Raw genomic sequence first — 16,336 nt, 5'->3', positions numbered from 1 at the left:
ACGAGGAGAGAACTGTTTGAAAAAAAGCTTGCAAATCGGTGGTGCCTATGTGGGGATTATCGTTGGAGCAGGATTTGCATCAGGGCAGGAAATTGTCCTTTATTTTACAAGCTATGGCTTTAAAGGAATATATGGAGCATTGTTAGCTATGGTTGGTTTCTCAATTGTTGGAATGTGTGTTGCTCAAGTGAGCTCTAGGCTTCGTACATCGTCCCATAAGGATTTGATTTATCAAATTTCAGGGAATACTATGGGCTTTGTCTTGGATTTAGTTCTATCACTCTTTTTATTTGGTGTAGCTGTCATCATGTTTGCTGGGGCTGGTGCAACATTTCAGCAAATGTTTGGACTGCCTAGTTGGTTAGGGAGTATTTGTATGATCTTACTTACAGTAGCCACAGTCATGATGGATGTGAAGAGTATCATCAATATCATAGCACTTGCCACACCGTATCTACTAACAGTTGTGTCCATCATCGCTATCTATGCTATTGCCACGATGGATTTTACCTTTGCAGAGCAAGCAGTTATTGCTCAACAGGCTCAAATAAGTAAGAAAAGTTGGTGGGTAACGGCTTTATTGTACATGTCGTTCAATGTAGGGGTTAGCTTCTCTTTATTGACTGTTATGTGTGGATCCATACGCAATCATAAGGTAGCTGGAATGGGTGGTATAATTGGTGGGATTTTGTTAGGTGCTTTAATCTTGCTTGTGAATTTCTCCCTTTTAGCAAAGATGAATATCATTGTTGGACTAGACATTCCAATGCTAGCGTTAGCGAATGAAATTCATCCGATTGTTGGAGTATTAATGACTATTTCTCTTTTGGGAATGATTTATAATACGGCAGTAGGGATGCTATATTCCTTTATGGTAAGGTTTTTCGAGCCAAGCGGAGCAAGCTTTAGGGTTGCAGTCATATTTATAGGTGGTCTCGGTTTTCTAGCAAGCCTTGTAGGATTCACAACGCTAGTAGCTAAATTATACGCGGTCATGGGCTATGTAGGGTTAGTATTAATCATATTCATTATTTCTGCATGGTTAAGAGGCACAAAAAATATTATCTAATATAAAAATGGTAATTGAGGAATAGATTTCATTCTCAATTACCTTTTTATTTGGATAAAAATATTGTAGAAATAGTGAATTATTTCTGTTGATTGATTTATGGTAATGCTGATATTTCGTTAATTTGGCATATTTTTTCGTTAATCATTAATAAAACGAGAATAATTCTCATTTGCTGGTTGACTGAGAATAAAATCATGCTTATAATGGAAATCGTGAGTAATGATAATCATTTTCACTAATAAGTGAGTTACACACAAAAATGAAATCTACCGGGGATTACTATGAAAATAAGATATCTTTTAACAGCAACTGTTGTGCTGTCTATAGTGTCGCTCTTTATCGGAGTAGTAGATATTAAGCCTAGCGACCTATTAGACTTCCAATCAGAAGAAGCTAGACTATTTTTAATTAGTCGTGTACCTAGACTTGTTGCAATCTTGCTGGCAGGTGCAGGTATGAGTATTGCTGGTTTAATTATGCAAAGCTTAAGTAGGAATAAATTCGTTTCACCAACAACAGCTGGTACATTAGATGCCACACGGTTAGGTGTATTGATTTCCATGATGTTCTTTACGAACGTTACGTATTTCCAAAAAATTTCCTTCGCTTTCATATTTGCTTTAGCCGGCACATTACTATTTATGCAAATATTAAACCGAATTAAGTTTAAAGATGCGATTTTTATACCGCTTATTGGCTTAATGTTTGGGAATATTTTGTCCTCTGTTACAACATTCTTTGCCTATAAGGCGAATATTATCCAAAACATTTCTGCATGGTTACAAGGAGATTTCTCATTAATCATGAAAGGCCGTTACGAACTGTTATACGTAAGTGTACCAATACTCATTTTAGCTTACATTTACGCAAATCGTTTTACAGTAGCTGGGATGGGAGAGGATTTTGCAAAAAATCTTGGTCTATCCTATAAATTTGTAGTCAATTTAGGCTTGGTGTTGGTAGCTCTTATCTCCACGACAGTGGTGTTAACAGTCGGTATCATTCCATTCCTTGGTTTGATTATTCCGAACATTATTTCCCTGTTTAAAGGTGATAATTTGGCAAAAACCTTGCCGCACACAGCATTACTTGGTATGTCATTCTTATTATTCTGTGATATTTTAGGACGAGTACTGATATTCCCTTATGAAATACCAATAAGTATGACTGTTGGTGTAATTGGAAGTGCCATCTTCCTATTCATGTTGTTTAGGGGGAGAGCATATGCGTAATCGTACAAAAATGTTCATTTTACTAGGTCTCGCTGTTATAGCAGTTGTCCTATATTTATTTTGGGAACTCAATGGTAATTATCACTATGCTTTTCCACGCCGTGTCATAAAGGTTGTGGCAATGGCATTAACGGGTATAGCAATTGCCTATTCAACAGTAGTTTTCCAAACAATTACACATAATCGTATTTTAACACCAAGTGTCATGGGTTTAGATGCTTTGTATATGTTAATTCAAACATGCATTTACTTCTTCTTTGGCTCTACATCCATATTAGTTATTAATATCTACTATAATTTTACGCTTGCAATAGGGGCGATGATTTTATTCGCTTTAATTTTCTACCGAGTATTATTTAAAGAAGGAAAGCGACCGATTTATTTTTTACTGCTTGTTGGAATGATTGTTGGTACGTTTTTAGGAAGTATCACTACGTTCTTCCAAGTATTAATAGATCCGAATGAGTTTTTAGGCTTACAAAGTAAAATGTTTGCAAGTTTCAATAATGTTAATTCAGATTTAGTTTGGCTAGCAGGCGTTATCATTTTAATAACGTTTATCTACGGTGCTCGTCATATGAATCAATTAGACGTCATGTCTCTAGGACGAGACACAGCTATAAATTTAGGTGTACCTTACGATAAGCTTGTACAACGCATGTTAATTTTAGCTTCAATTTTGATTGCTGTTTCGACAGCGCTTGTTGGTCCGATCACGTTCTTTGGTTTAATCGTTGCAAATTTATCATATCAGTATTTTAGAACATACAAGCATTCCATCTTAATTACTGGCTCCTGTGTAATGAGTGTTGTAGCTTTAGTCGGTGGACAGTGGATGGTTGAGCGTTTATTTAGTTTCACTACTACACTTAGTGTCATTATTAACTTTGTGGGTGGGGTATACTTCATCTACTTATTATTAAGAGAAAGTAGGTCAGCAGGATGATACAAGTCAAAGAAATTACAAAGTTTTTTGGTAAAAAACCTGTCGTTCAAGATGTAAGTGTTGATATTGTTTCAGGAAAAATCACATCGTTTATTGGACCGAATGGTGCAGGGAAGTCCACGCTACTTTCTATGGTGAGTCGTTTACTGAATGCAGATACTGGCGAAGTACTACTCGATAAGGCAGATGTACGTAGCTGGAAATCGGATGATTTTGCTAAACGTGTATCGATTTTAAAGCAATCAAACTTTATGAATGTTCGTCTTACGATTCGTGAGCTTGTATCTTTTGGCCGTTTCCCTTACTCAAAAGGACACTTAAAACCTGATGACGAAGAAAAAGTGGACGAAGCTATTCGCTATATGAATTTAGAAGATATGCAACATAATTATTTAGATGAGCTTTCAGGTGGTCAGCGTCAGCGAGCATTTATCGCAATGGTTATTGCCCAAGATACTGAATATATCTTACTGGACGAACCATTAAATAATTTAGATATGAAGCATTCTGTCCAGATTATGAAGATTTTACGTAAGTTGGTTGATGAGTTAGGCAAAACAGTGGTTATCGTTTTACACGATATTAATTTTGCTTCTGTTTACTCTGACCATATTGTTGCATTAAAAGATGGCCGTGTTGTTAAAAATGGTCCTACAAATGACATTATTAACTCACATGCATTGAAGGAAATTTATGATATGGATATTCCTGTTCAAGAGCAGGATGGCTGTCGAATTTGTGTTTATTTTAATTCGTAAAAATAGTTTCAGATGGATAAACCGTCTAACTATCAAATATATTAATTAAAGGAGAAATTTCACAATGAAAAAATGGAAATTACTTACAGTACTAATGGCAATGATGTTATTAGTATTAGCTGCTTGCGGTTCGAAAGATGAAGCAAAAGAAGATGATAAAGGTACTTCAACTGACAAACCAGCTGAAGAAAAAAATGGAGAATCATCGGTATATCCACTAACAATTCCAGGTAGCACAGTTGAAGGTCGTGACGGTAGTACAACATTTGAAGAGGTAACACTTGATAAAATGCCAGAAAAAGTTGTCGTTTTTGATAATGGTTTCCTAGATACATTAGATGCTTTAGGCGTTAATCCTACAGCAGTGGTACAAGACTCCTTACCAGCATATTTAAGCAAGTTTAAAGATAGCACTTATGTAAACGCAGGTACATTGTTCGAGCCTGATTATGAAAAATTATCTGAAATTAACCCAGATATTATTTTCATCTCTGGTCGTGCTTCAGCAGCTTATGCTGAATTATCTAAAATTGCTCCTACAGTATACATTGGTGTAGATAATACTAACTTCTTAGAGTCATTCAAAACTAATACAGAATTAGCTGGCAAAATCTTTGGTAAAGAAAAAGAAGCTGCAGATGCAATTGCTGCATATGAAGCAAAAGTAGAAGAAGTAAAAGCTAAAGCTACTGCAACAGAAGAAAAAGCGTTAATCGTTTTAGGTAGTGAAGGTTCATTATCAGTATTCGGTCCTGGTTCACGTTTCGGTGTGATTCATGATGTATATGGTGTAAAAGCTGTAGCTGAAGCTAGTGGTTTCAAAATCGAATCACATGGTGATAATGCAAGCTTTGAATTCGTACGTGAGAAAAACCCAGATATCTTATTCGTCATTGACCGTGACGCTGTTGTAAATGAAAACGGTGAATCAGGTACAAAAGCTGCAATTGAAAACGAAATCGTAAGTGCAACAAACGCTGTGAAAAACGGTAAAGTATTCTACCTAGATCCAGAAATTTGGTACCTTTCAGGTGGCGGTTTACAGTCAGAAACACAAAAAGCTGAAGATGTATTAAAGGCGTTTAACTAATATGTTTGTACAAATTAAACGTATCGTTGTGACGGAAGGGCATTCGGATAAAGTGGTGGAACGTTTTGGTGCTAATCCAAACGGACCATCATTACTTGAACAACAACCTGGTTTCATTGATAAACAGGTACTTGTTAAGAAAGTTCGCCGTGGTGATGAGGAAGTGCTAGTGATGGTTCGTTGGGAATCAGAAGAAGCATGGAAGAATTGGGAGAAGAGCCCTGAGCATATTGCTGGTCATAAGGCAAGCGCAGGTAAGCCAAAGCCTGATCATATCATTGAAAGCGGACAAGAAGTTTATTATGTAAAAGGTTAATCATCTAAAGGTGTCTCAAGGGATTGAGACACCTTTTTATTACACAAAAAGCAGGTCACAATCATTGTGACCTGCTTAGCTGATAGATGAGTTAATGTTTAATAGTTGGTTTTCGCCATTTACTAAATGTCGAATCCATATTAAAGGATATTGTGTTCTCATTAATGGATAAGCCTGAGATACTTGTATTACAAAGTTCATCCAAACTATCTGAATGATTGTTATTATTAGATGCATTGGCCGCCATTGCTAGCCCTCTTGCATTAATAATTGTGTCATGTGGCGTTACATATACTATAGGGGAATCTATATTTAAACCAAAAGTGAAAGGATTGACTAATGACATAGTAGAAATACTTTCGTTTGATATTCTAATAATGCCATATTGCTCAATATAATAATCTCGTTTTTGTTGAAATGTATCCTCAAATCCAGGAATATCACTAATATACTTTGAATAGGGTGAAATATTTTTATATGCAGCCAGTGTATCTTGATAGGCTTTTACTTCAGATTGAATTATGATTTGTTCAATTCGTCGTTGATCATTACTAGGCTGTTTAATTGTAATTTCTTCAGCTGAGACAGAGATATTACATGAAAAAGTAGCCGTAAGTATGAAAACAGTTTCATTCATTTTAAGTCACTCCCAGTACAAAAAGATTTCATGTTCATCAATCTATCCTGACTTTATAAATATATTTTATTGCTAATCTAAGCGTAACATCTGTTAGAGCGCCATTTCAATGGTAAGTTTACGCCACTTTAATGGCGGTACTTGGTTCTCTACCGCCATTTTTTTAGTAATAATTAGCAAAAATCTGGCGTGGTATGCATGAATAACGCCATTTTTTGGCGGTCTTTCTCTTTATAAAGGAATTAATGGTATTTAATGTATTATATAATTGTGTCACTAGTATTATTTCCCACTAATCTATATAATATCTAGTAATACACTAGATAGGGGAGAGGACTATTGAAGGATTTAGATGTACACATCAATGAATCATTAGACATCCTTATAGAAAATGAGCTGCTACTTGGAACTGAGCTAAAATTAATGCTAAAAAGCTTTAAAGAAGAAAAAACAACAGTAGGTTTTTCCTTTGGTAAAATGTGTTTTTGGCATTATGAAGCATTTTCAAGTAGTATAAATCAAGATATCTACAAGGTAGCTGCTGCAATTGAACTTCTAATATTGTCTTTTGATATTATTGATGATCTGCAGGATAAAGATTCAGACTATAGTTGGAACAAAACACCTGAATTATCATTAAACGTTGCTTTAGCTATGCTGATCATGGCGTCTAAAACAATAGAAGAAACCTCTTTTGAACATAAAAGAGCAGCTATAAAGATAGTTAATGAATACGCATTAAAAAGTATAAATGGACAGCAATTAGACTTACTAAATAGTTGTCGCGATGAAGATTCCTATGTAAAAATGATTACCTTGAAATCCGGATCATTAACAGCAATGGGTTGCTTGGTTGGCGAAGTACTTGCAAAAGGAGTAATATCTCAAGAAGTAGAGGAATATGGGAAATACATAGGGATCATCCAACAAATTAAAAATGATATTCAAAGCTTAAAGGTGTGGGGGCCGAAAAATGATCTACTAAATAAAAGGTATTCTCTGCCTATTATTTATCTTTTATCACAGAAAAATGATGTTTCAAAATCTGTTTCTAGCTATTATAATGATGATATAGTTACAGATTTGGATAATAATGCAACAGAAGACGCGTTGACAAATGGTGGGGCGATACGTTATGCCATTACCATAAAAAACGTCTATAAATTTAAAGCATTGAATTTCCTTGAAAATGTAGCTATAAATCAGGTAGGTAGAGAATACCTACAAAAACTATTGAAATGAGGAGAGATAAAAATGATTAATGTAATCCAATATTTAGAGCAAAATCCAAGCCTAGTTGCACTATTAAAAGAACAAAAAGCCTCATTAGTTGGAGTTTCATCTGTAGAGCAAACAGCAATTTTAGAAGCGTTTAACGGTGAAATGAATACAGAAAGTGATATTTGGAACTAAGAAAGTTGCGAAGTAAGTTGTTTTGGCCCGCTATAATTCTCTATTTAATTATTGGTTTTTATTTAAATTATGTGAATTATAGCGAGCCTTATATTCAGATTGGGGTAGAAGAAGAGAATGACAAATGGGTCATTTCTCAACTTTATTATAAAGACTGGGCAGAGGGTCAAAATATTTCTGTTGGTGATGCAATTTTAACTGTAGATCATGAACCCATCAATGAATTAAATCAACTAAGATATAAATCTAAAATTTTATCTGCTAATGAAATAACAATACTGAAGCCCGATGGAGATCTAATCAATATACATATTAAGCATTTGGATATCCCTCAACAATTCATTTATGTATTAATCATTCCAGCTTGTTATTATTTATTAACATTATTTGTTGCATTTTATTTACATTTCAAACAAAGGAATACAAAATTAGCGGACTTACTAATTCTGTTTATGTTAACGGTTTCTTTGGCTTATGTAAGTAGTGGTGTCTCTGGTAGGATGGATACGATTGGCATTATCGTAAATCGAAGTAGTATGCTGTTATGTTTAGTTATACTATTACATTTTTTGAGAAATTATTATTCATTTGTGAAGACAAATTGGGTGTTTACAAATAATATCAAGCTCTTTTATATACTTCCTTTCATAGCTTTTGTATTAGGATGTATGGGTACTATTTATCCTGCTTCAAATGATATTCTTTCCAATGTTATATTGGCTATTTTCTTTATTCTCCTAGTGATCATCCTTAGTATTTTATTAATAAGCTATTTTAAGTACAGCTCACCTCAGTTGAAAATTTTATTAAATAGTATATTAATACCGTTTCTACCATTTCTTTTTTTATATGCACTCCCTAAAATTTTTTTTCATACGTATATACTTTCATCTGAGATAAGCTCCTTATTTTTATTGCTTATACCCTTTAGCTTTATTTTTACGCAATTAGCAGAGAGATTATTTGATATTGAGTATCATATTACAAGATTACGTTATTATGTTATATTCTCTTTAATCTTTACTGTATGGTTTACAGTGGGACTATATTTTATTGCAGGGCGTTATTTAACCATGACTGTCATGTCAGGGGTATCTTTCTTTACATTTTCTTCATTAGTCATACTTTTCTACGTAAAGGAGAAGGTCGATTATCGTAAGCGAAAAATATTATTTTCCACAAAGGGTGACTATATTCATCAGCTATATACAGCCGTAGATAAAATTGGGAAAACAATTAAAATTGACGAACTTTTAGAAAAGTTTGCTTATGAGGTTTCCATGCATCTGGAGTTAGAGGATGTTTTTGTCTTAACATATAACTATGACAAAAATGAATTTATACCAATAGCTGGTGAAAGTATTACGATAGATCCTGACATAATGGAAGAAATCCGATTAGGTGAAATACGCAAAATTGACAAAGTTTATATAGCATTCCTCCATCAGGATGCACATTTTAAAAGAGCGTTAGTGCTAGGGCATAATAATACGATCCATTTAAAAGATGAGGAGCTTTTATGGCTTGAACTGCTCTTATTATATGTAAACAATTTTATTGAGAATACCAAGATGGTGGAAGAGCTGCTAGAGGAACTGAAGCATATGAAGCAAGCTGATGACGGTCAGTTACCGTGGCTGAATAAACTATTATGGCTAAGATTTGAAGAAGAAAAATACCAGTTAGCTCAAGAGTTACATGACACTAATTTACAGGAGCAACTTCATATAGCCCGCGAGGTGGATGTCCTAGTAAATGCAAAAAATACAACGGATATTCAAGATAAGCTTGCAAAAATTCATAAACAAATGGTTGCATCCTTACATGAATTACGTACTTATTGTGAAAACCTAAAACCGCCGTTACTAGATACATTAGGTTTAAATGCTGCATTAGAAAAATTGATTCGAAAAGTTCAAGAAAGAGCTAACTTCGTTCTTATTTACACCATTGATCGTCTTTATTTAGAGGATGAGCGTATGAATTTAATGATTTATCGTTTATTCCAAGAGCTACTTAATAATGCATTAAAGCATTCCTATGCAGCATCAGTTGAAATTCATTTAAAAGAAATGAACGATGGTTTCGAAATCATTTATAAAGATGATGGTGTAGGCTGTAATGTAGAGGACATTATAGTAGCAGAATCTATGGGCATTCAAGGCATGCAGGAGCGCGTAAAAGCGTTTAACGGACAATTTACTATTGACTCGAATATCAATGAAGGGATGTTTATTAGAATCATGGTGAAAGAAGGGAGTGAAACACTTGATTACGATGCTCATAGTGGATGATCACCCTATAGTGTTAGAGGGAACTAAAAATTTATTTCAAGAGAATGAAGATATTATCATCGATACGGAAAGTGATGCAACTTGTGTTATTCAAAGGATAAAGAATAAACCGTACGATATCTATCTAATAGATATCAATATGCCATTAGAAAATGGAATTAACCTAGCCCGTAATATCAAGGCTATTCAGTCAAATGCTTCAGTTATTCTTTACACAGGTGATGATATTACGGATTATTATCCACTCATTTTAGAAAGAAAAATAGAAGGCATTTTAGCTAAAACAGCTTCGAAAGAGCAAATATTAAGAACAGTAAGGGCAATTGCAAACGGTGAAATTGTTTTACCTAAAAATTTCTTAGATTTTCTGGATGATAAATTTAAACTGCAAGGTGCTAAAGATATTCACTTAAATGAAAAGGAAAAGAAAATTTTAAGACTCATTGCAGAGGGGCACACAAATAAAGCTATCGCTATTGAATTAAATATTCCTCAACGTACAACGGAGAGATATTTAACTCAACTCTTTTCTTTGTTAAATGTAGATTCACGAACAGAAGCTGTAAATCTTGCTGAGAGAATGAATTTACTCTAAACTACTTCTATGTTATACTGTTGGTATATTTTTCAATTAATAGGTAGCATTATGGGAATTAAATATCCTATATATTACCTTAGTAAAATAAAACCATATACCTATACTAAAATGCCTATAAAATATGATAGACACCGCCAAAAAAGTGGCGGTGTTTTTTTATAACCGCCAAATCACGCCAAAAATTTGTCTGAATCACGCCAGAAAATTGGCGTAAACCCGAAGTTGAAATAACGGTATAACTACTGGTACGCTTAAATTAACAGTGGTTAAGTAGATTTGCTTTAGTGAGTAATATATAAATCATTTTATTAAATAAGCAGCCTGACTATCTATGAATAAAGTAGCGTTAGTAGATTGTAGAATGTTACTAGCTAGTCAATATACTTCACCATAAAACTTTATAAAGGTAGGCGTGTATTGTGAAAGTAGAACTTGAAAATTTGTTTTCCATAGATGAAACTAGTCAAGATCAAGTTATTAACGTTTATAATCGTCATGGTATTGCTATTGGTGCGCCTGAATTGAGAAAAAGAAACTTAAAAACAAAATTTAATCCTATTTTTACATTAAATGAAGATGTAACATACGAGCAGGTAACAGCTTTATATGAGTCGTTAGAGCGTGAATTTGGAATCGTTTCAATCGGAGAACGGTTTTATTTTGAATTTTCAGATATAGAGTATGAAAGAGCACCATTATTTACTTTAAATTCAACAGGTAATTCACCAGAAATGTTCTTAGAAGATAAAGGGACACTATTTTCTTTGAGTACACATTGTAAGTGTTGTGGGCTCATGGATAAAGAACAGCTATCACCAATCGTCATCGATACTACGCAGATGAAAGATCGTCATTTAGTGCATGTAAATGGTTATTGGGTAGCTTCTGAGGAACTAGTATCATTAATGAAAAGAGAAAAACTAGAAGGCTATGAGCTTTTAGAGGTGATCCATCAAGGCCCTGAAGAAGGCAAACAGCCAGCTTATCAAATTATTCCTATACAAATGCTCCCTGAGTGTAGTAAGGACAGAGTCAAATTATACTTTGCAACTGAGCAACCTCCGTGCAGTTGTGGTTTAAATGGTGTCATTAATGGTCCTGATATTTATCATCATGAAGATTTGGAAAACTTAAAAGGTGATGTTTTCTACTCAGCTGAGTGTAGTCATGACGGAAGATATCTATATAGAAAGACATTGTTTAGTAAAAGATTTAGAGAAACTATTATAAAATATGGTATTTCACGTGAGGTTAGAGGAGAAAAGGATGCAAACTTTGGTCCAAAAGATTGGCTTTTTGATCCAGTGCTAATTAAGTAGACAAATTTGGACTAGTAAAAGAATAAGGGAGTGTTTAGGATGTTTAGAAGAATACTACCTATAGTAGCCATTTTATTCATTGTTGCATTGGCTGTTTCCAATTACTTTAACAAACCAGATGAAGAATCTATCTCTATTTATCAAGAGGTCAATGGTGTAAATCTTTCTTAAAATGTAGGCCTATATTTCATTCAGAAAAGATTTATTTGTGTTATGATGTGAAGGACATAGCATGAATGTTTTTTGAGGTGAAAAAATGAAAAAATGGGCATATCCATTAGCAGTTATAACGTTATTTGTTTTTATAGTATTAAGGGCCACTTATCAAAGTCAGCTGATGAATACATTTGATGCAAAGATGGCAGAACTTTTTTTGGGTAATCGTTTTATTGAGATCTTTCATTATATAGGTGAGCCTAAATTTGTTGTTGCTGTTGCAGTAGTTTTAATGGTGTATTTAGCTTGGAAGGTAAAAAATTATCGAGGTATGCTATTTGTTGTCTTAACTTTTGCAGCAGGCAATGTTCTGAACCAATTACTGAAAAAATGGGAGCAGCGTCCACGACCTGAAATTGAGGATCAACTGACATCCTTTAGTTTTCCATCTGGACATTCGATGACAGGTATACTTTATTTATTTACACTTGCTTATATTTTAGCGGAGAATAGTAGTAAAGGACGTAAAATCCTTCTGTGGCTTGGGGCAACAATTTTAATGGTGCTTATTGGTTTATCACGTATTGCAGGAGCTCGACATTTTGCTACAGATGTACTTGCTGGTTGGAGCATCGGCTATACTTGGTTTATCATCTGTGTCATTTGGTACGAACGGCGTAAACGTTTATTTCAATCTAATCATAAATAAAAAGACAGGCAGTATCTATTTCTTATGATAGATACTGCTTTTTACATTTTACCGAGACATTGTAAAGAATGATATTTGCCTTATAAAAAAGAATTGCGTATAGGAAACTTCTACGTTAAGATGAGTACAATAAGAAAAAGAGCAAAGGAAGAAGGGCATGGACGGAAATGTTTTACTGGCATTAGGATTAACCCTGTTTGCTGGACTTGCAACAGGTGTAGGTAGTTTAATAGCATTTTTTACTTCAAGAACAAATACAAAATTTTTATCATTAGCATTGGGTTTTTCAGCAGGGGTAATGATTTATGTATCCCTTGTAGAAATATTTGTGAAAGCTAAAGATGCTTTAACCAATGCATTAGGTACAACCAATGGCTATTGGATGACAATCCTTGGATTTTTCGGTGGGATGTTGTTTATAGCCTTAATTGATAAATTCATTCCGAAGGCAACTAATCCTCATGAAGTAAAGCTAGTAGAGGATGTTAATGCCATCAAACCTCAAGTTAATGAAGAACATTTGATGAAGATGGGCGTTTTTACAGCTCTGGCGATTGGAATTCATAATTTTCCTGAGGGGATCGCTACATTTATGTCAGCTATTAATGATCCGAATGTAGGGATTGCTATTGCCATTGCAGTTGCTATTCATAATATTCCAGAAGGCATTGCTGTATCTGTTCCTATTTTCTTTGCAACAGGTAATCGAAGGAAAGCCTTTAAATTATCCTTTTTATCAGGATTGGCAGAGCCTGTAGGTGCATTAGTAGCTTTTTTGCTCCTTATGCCCTTTTTAACAGATGTCATGTTTGGAATCGTTTTCGCTGGGGTTGCAGGGATAATGGTCTTTATTTCACTAGATGAATTGCTACCGGCTGCACAAAGATATGATGAAACACATTTATCGATGTATGGTCTAGTAGGGGGGATGGCGGTCATGGCCATTAGCTTAGTATTATTAGCATAAATAAGTAGGAAAAGGGAGACATCTTTGTAAAAGTGGCTCCTTTTTCTTTTTTCTATTAGCGTGTAACAATAGCTTTTTTGGACTCCACTAGCTCTTGTACTATTTTTAGACAATCATGAAATGTGGTAAAAGGTCTATATGGAACATGAAGCTCTTCACAGCGTTGGATAAGATGATCTCTAGCTAAAACAATATCTGCTAGTTTAGCTGCCTCAAAATCCGATAGAGAATCACCAATTACAATTTTATAATGATCCTCCTTAGCAACCTTCCGCATCACGCTTGGTTTACAGCAACCGCATCCTTGTGTGCTGTATTTAGCGCATTCCTCATCGCAGCTATTTGGGTAGATCAACGCTATTTGTTTACCAGAAAAATCCGCTTTATTACAGTAAATGCCTGAAAAGGGACCAAATTTTTCAACTAAAGGCTCGATGAAAAAATCAACTCCGCCACTTACAATATAAAATGGAATATCGTTGTTTTGAGCATAGCGGACAAAATCACCAAATCCCTCACGTATGACTGCCGACTCCATTAGATATTGAATGACTTCACCTTTTTGATGAGTAGAAAGTAGATGAAACATTGCTGATAGCCCATCTTTAAATGAAATGGTTTGTTCCATCATCGCTTGAGCGATTTTCTCAGATTCTTCTGGTACAAATTCAGTCATAAGTGAAAAGATGTTATCTGTTTCTGTTATTGTGCCATCGAAATCACAGAATATAATGGGTTTCAAGATAATTCCTCCTTAGAAAAGCGCGTATAAAAGTCTAATTCTATACTTCTATAATATTAGTTTTATCCTAACTTGCTTTCAAGAAAAAACGCCTACTATTAAAGTAGACGTTTCACACAGTCATTGACTTGTACACCATGTTCATCAGCATTTGTTAAAATAATTTGATGCTCTGGGAATTGCTTTTTCATTAATTCAACGAAGTCAGAGGCAATAGCAGAAGGAATAATAGAAATCATTGTTGGTCCAGCACCACTTAGAGCAGTACCATATGCACCGTTCGATTTTGCAGCCATACGAATTTCATCATAACCAGGAATTAGCTTTGCACGAAACGGTTCATGGAATAAATCTGCCTCCATATAACGTCCAGCACGTTCAAAATCTCGTACCATTAAAGAAGCGGCTAACATATTCGCATTTGCTGAGGCATGAACAGCATAGGAACGGTTAAATTGCTCTGGTAAAACAGAACGGGATTCGCTCGTTTTTAATTCAACATCTGGTACATATACCACAAAGGAGGCATCGATATCATTGATGTGGAATGTATCGACTACGCCATTGTCATCCATCGAAGAAATCGTTAATCCTCCTAAAACTGAAGCAGTTGCGTTATCTGGATGTCCTTCAATTTGTGAAGAGAGATTGAGTTTATCTTGAATTGTTAATTCCAGCTCGCAGACTTGGTTAGCAAGCTCAATACCTGCAACAATAACTGCTGCACTGCTACCAAGTCCACGTGCTAACGGAAGTTCACTAGCCATCTCCACACGACAGGCAGGTAGCTGTTGACCATATAGATCTGCAGTTTTTTTAGCAATGACGTATAGCAAGTGTTCTTCAAGCTCAAACTCTTTAGGACCATTATCATCAAGATGAATAATTTCCCATTGTTCTTGCAATGTAACAGAAAGCTGTAAGTAAAGAGACAAGCCAAGTCCTATTGAATCAAAGCCTGGACCTAAGTTGGCTGTGCTTCCAGGAACTGAGATTTGCCACATTTTACTCATAGTACACCCTCAATATATGCACGAATTTCTTCTTCATCGTTTTTAAGGGATACGACCTCTACAGTGGATACATTCATGGCTGTATCAGGATCTTTTAGGCCATTCCCTGTAAAGATTGTTACAACTTTGGCGCCTTGAGGGATTTTTCCATTTGCAACAGATTTCATAACACCTGCTAAAGAAGCTGCAGAGCCAGGCTCAACAAAAATGCCTTCTGTACTTGCAATTAATTTGTAGGCTGCTACAATTTCTTCATCTGTAACAGAATCAATGATACCGCCAGATTCATCTCGAGCAGCTTCTGCCAATGTCCAGCTCGCAGGATTGCCAATACGAATGGCAGTTGCCACTGTCTCAGGATTAGCAATTGGCTCACCTTTAACGATTGCTGCAGCACCTTCAGCTTCAAAGCCATACATTTTTGGTAGACCACAATTTTTTGCAGCGTGATATTCTTTAAACCCTTTCCAATATGCAGTAATATTACCTGCGTTCCCAACTGGAATACACAAATAATCAGGGGCTGAACCTAAGGCATCTACGATTTCAAACGAAGCCGTTTTTTGACCTTCGATACGGTATGGGTTTACAGAGTTAACAAGTGCAACTGGTGTCGTTTCACTTACTTGGCGAACGATATTGAGTGCATCATCAAAGTTTCCGTCAATTTCAATGATCTTTGCCCCGTACATTGTTGCCTGTGCTAGCTTTCCAAGAGCAACTTTACCTTTTGGAATAACAACGATTGATTGGATGCCTGCACGAGTTGCATAGGCAGCCGCAGCAGCGGAAGTGTTTCCTGTAGAAGCGCAAATAACGCATTGACTTCCATCCTCGATAGCTTTTGCAACAGCAAATACCATTCCTCGGTCTTTAAATGAGCCAGTAGGATTTGCACCCTCAATTTTTCCGTAAAGCTCAATGCCTAGTTTCTTAGATAAATTCACTAAATGTATAAGAGGCGTATTGCCTTCGTTTAAAGTTAAAGCAGGTGTATTTTCAGTTACGGGTAAAAATTGTTTATATTCTTCAATAAGGCCTTTCCACATAACGTAACGATCTCCTTTTGTTCTT

The 16,336-nt window shown here is 35.2% G+C and carries 18 protein-coding genes; 14 read left to right on the top strand and 4 right to left on the bottom strand.

Features of this window, described 5'->3' with window-relative positions; genetic code table 11:
* Window positions 1-16 precede the first annotated feature (16 nt).
* From PSR12_RS21650 to PSR12_RS21625, 6 genes are all read left to right on the top strand, one after another.
* The gene (locus tag PSR12_RS21650; protein ID WP_274770485.1) at window positions 17-1,069 is read left to right on the top strand and encodes a YkvI family membrane protein; all 1,053 of its coding nucleotides are present in this window, start codon (window positions 17-19) and stop codon (window positions 1,067-1,069) included.
* 284 nt (window positions 1,070-1,353) lie between these two features.
* Complete coding sequence (locus PSR12_RS21645) at window positions 1,354-2,304, top strand: ABC transporter permease (protein WP_004231947.1); 951 nt, start codon at window positions 1,354-1,356, stop codon at window positions 2,302-2,304.
* Complete coding sequence (locus PSR12_RS21640; protein WP_004231949.1) at window positions 2,297-3,250, top strand: iron chelate uptake ABC transporter family permease subunit; 954 nt, start codon at window positions 2,297-2,299, stop codon at window positions 3,248-3,250. The genes PSR12_RS21645 and PSR12_RS21640 overlap by 8 nt, the downstream gene beginning before the upstream one ends.
* Window positions 3,247-4,008 carry an iron ABC transporter ATP-binding protein gene (locus PSR12_RS21635; protein ID WP_221681470.1) on the top strand — a complete coding sequence of 254 codons (762 nt, stop codon included), beginning with the start codon at window positions 3,247-3,249 and terminating at the stop codon, window positions 4,006-4,008. Before PSR12_RS21640 ends, PSR12_RS21635 begins: the two co-directional genes overlap by 4 nt.
* Window positions 4,009-4,072: 64 nt before the next feature.
* Entirely contained in the window at window positions 4,073-5,098 is a 1,026-nt protein-coding gene (locus tag PSR12_RS21630) for a siderophore ABC transporter substrate-binding protein (protein WP_221681468.1), read from the top strand.
* Window position 5,099: 1 nt separating this feature from the next.
* Window positions 5,100-5,414, top strand: coding sequence for an antibiotic biosynthesis monooxygenase family protein (locus PSR12_RS21625; protein WP_221681464.1), 315 nt, complete (start codon window positions 5,100-5,102; stop codon window positions 5,412-5,414).
* A 91-nt stretch (window positions 5,415-5,505) separates the two neighbouring features.
* Here PSR12_RS21625 and PSR12_RS21620 read toward each other — a convergent pair whose 3' ends face one another.
* Window positions 5,506-6,051, bottom strand: a complete 546-nt coding sequence (locus PSR12_RS21620) for a hypothetical protein (RefSeq protein WP_221681462.1) — start codon at window positions 6,049-6,051, stop codon at window positions 5,506-5,508.
* 339 nt (window positions 6,052-6,390) lie between these two features.
* Between PSR12_RS21620 and PSR12_RS21615 the strand changes: the two genes are divergently transcribed.
* The 8 genes from PSR12_RS21615 (at window position 6,391) to zupT (ending at window position 13,507) form a co-directional block, all read left to right on the top strand.
* Window positions 6,391-7,293: a polyprenyl synthetase family protein gene (locus PSR12_RS21615; protein WP_221681461.1), complete on the top strand. Its 903-nt coding sequence runs from the start codon at window positions 6,391-6,393 to the stop codon at window positions 7,291-7,293.
* Between the two features lie 12 nt (window positions 7,294-7,305).
* On the top strand, window positions 7,306-7,464 hold the full coding sequence (gene comX, locus PSR12_RS21610; RefSeq protein WP_221681459.1) for a competence pheromone ComX: 159 nt from the start codon (window positions 7,306-7,308) through the stop codon (window positions 7,462-7,464).
* Between the two features lie 5 nt (window positions 7,465-7,469).
* Window positions 7,470-9,758: a sensor histidine kinase gene (locus PSR12_RS21605; RefSeq protein WP_274770480.1), complete on the top strand. Its 2,289-nt coding sequence runs from the start codon at window positions 7,470-7,472 to the stop codon at window positions 9,756-9,758.
* The gene (locus tag PSR12_RS21600) at window positions 9,742-10,353 is read left to right on the top strand and encodes a response regulator transcription factor (protein ID WP_225341057.1); all 612 of its coding nucleotides are present in this window, start codon (window positions 9,742-9,744) and stop codon (window positions 10,351-10,353) included. The genes PSR12_RS21605 and PSR12_RS21600 overlap by 17 nt, the downstream gene beginning before the upstream one ends.
* Before the next feature lie 422 nt (window positions 10,354-10,775).
* Complete coding sequence (locus PSR12_RS21595) at window positions 10,776-11,675, top strand: hypothetical protein (RefSeq protein ID WP_221681452.1); 900 nt, start codon at window positions 10,776-10,778, stop codon at window positions 11,673-11,675.
* A gap of 39 nt (window positions 11,676-11,714) precedes the next feature.
* On the top strand, window positions 11,715-11,846 hold the full coding sequence (locus tag PSR12_RS21590) for a hypothetical protein (RefSeq protein ID WP_255601422.1): 132 nt from the start codon (window positions 11,715-11,717) through the stop codon (window positions 11,844-11,846).
* Between the two features lie 85 nt (window positions 11,847-11,931).
* Window positions 11,932-12,540, top strand: a complete 609-nt coding sequence (locus tag PSR12_RS21585) for a phosphatase PAP2 family protein (RefSeq protein ID WP_221681449.1) — start codon at window positions 11,932-11,934, stop codon at window positions 12,538-12,540.
* A 157-nt stretch (window positions 12,541-12,697) separates the two neighbouring features.
* A complete protein-coding gene (zupT, locus tag PSR12_RS21580) occupies window positions 12,698-13,507 on the top strand; it encodes a zinc transporter ZupT (RefSeq protein ID WP_016992734.1) in 810 nt (269 codons plus the stop codon).
* Between the two features lie 55 nt (window positions 13,508-13,562).
* On the opposite strand, the gene PSR12_RS21575 is transcribed toward zupT, so the two are convergent.
* The 3 genes from PSR12_RS21575 to thrC form a co-directional block, all read right to left on the bottom strand.
* Entirely contained in the window at window positions 13,563-14,249 is a 687-nt protein-coding gene (locus PSR12_RS21575) for an MtnX-like HAD-IB family phosphatase (RefSeq protein WP_221681447.1), read from the bottom strand.
* A 98-nt stretch (window positions 14,250-14,347) separates the two neighbouring features.
* Window positions 14,348-15,262, bottom strand: a complete 915-nt coding sequence (gene thrB, locus PSR12_RS21570; RefSeq protein ID WP_274770476.1) for a homoserine kinase — start codon at window positions 15,260-15,262, stop codon at window positions 14,348-14,350.
* Complete coding sequence (gene thrC / locus PSR12_RS21565; RefSeq protein WP_004231969.1) at window positions 15,259-16,311, bottom strand: threonine synthase; 1,053 nt, start codon at window positions 16,309-16,311, stop codon at window positions 15,259-15,261. Before thrC ends, thrB begins: the two co-directional genes overlap by 4 nt.
* Window positions 16,312-16,336: the final 25 nt, after the last annotated feature.

This window comes from Lysinibacillus sp. G01H, from assembly GCF_028872195.1.
GTDB lineage: Bacteria > Bacillota > Bacilli > Bacillales_A > Planococcaceae > Lysinibacillus > Lysinibacillus capsici.
This window is presented reverse-complemented; position numbering and strand designations above follow the sequence as displayed.

Excerpts from the sequence above, each read along its gene's own strand:
- PSR12_RS21645 (WP_004231947.1), top strand. The coding sequence starts at position 1,354 with ATGAAAATAAGATATCTTTTAACAGCAACTGTTGTGCTGTCTATAGTG.
- PSR12_RS21590 (WP_255601422.1), top strand. The coding sequence starts at position 11,715 with ATGTTTAGAAGAATACTACCTATAGTAGCCATTTTATTCATTGTTGCA.
- PSR12_RS21600 (WP_225341057.1), top strand. The coding sequence starts at position 9,742 with ATGCTCATAGTGGATGATCACCCTATAGTGTTAGAGGGAACTAAAAAT.
- comX (WP_221681459.1), top strand. The coding sequence starts at position 7,306 with ATGATTAATGTAATCCAATATTTAGAGCAAAATCCAAGCCTAGTTGCA.
- thrC (WP_004231969.1), bottom strand. The coding sequence starts at position 16,311 with ATGTGGAAAGGCCTTATTGAAGAATATAAACAATTTTTACCCGTAACT.
- PSR12_RS21585 (WP_221681449.1), top strand. The coding sequence starts at position 11,932 with ATGAAAAAATGGGCATATCCATTAGCAGTTATAACGTTATTTGTTTTT.
- thrB (WP_274770476.1), bottom strand. The coding sequence starts at position 15,262 with ATGAGTAAAATGTGGCAAATCTCAGTTCCTGGAAGCACAGCCAACTTA.
- PSR12_RS21635 (WP_221681470.1), top strand. The coding sequence starts at position 3,247 with ATGATACAAGTCAAAGAAATTACAAAGTTTTTTGGTAAAAAACCTGTC.
- PSR12_RS21620 (WP_221681462.1), bottom strand. The coding sequence starts at position 6,051 with ATGAATGAAACTGTTTTCATACTTACGGCTACTTTTTCATGTAATATC.
- PSR12_RS21625 (WP_221681464.1), top strand. The coding sequence starts at position 5,100 with ATGTTTGTACAAATTAAACGTATCGTTGTGACGGAAGGGCATTCGGAT.
- PSR12_RS21640 (WP_004231949.1), top strand. The coding sequence starts at position 2,297 with ATGCGTAATCGTACAAAAATGTTCATTTTACTAGGTCTCGCTGTTATA.
- PSR12_RS21630 (WP_221681468.1), top strand. The coding sequence starts at position 4,073 with ATGAAAAAATGGAAATTACTTACAGTACTAATGGCAATGATGTTATTA.
- zupT (WP_016992734.1), top strand. The coding sequence starts at position 12,698 with ATGGACGGAAATGTTTTACTGGCATTAGGATTAACCCTGTTTGCTGGA.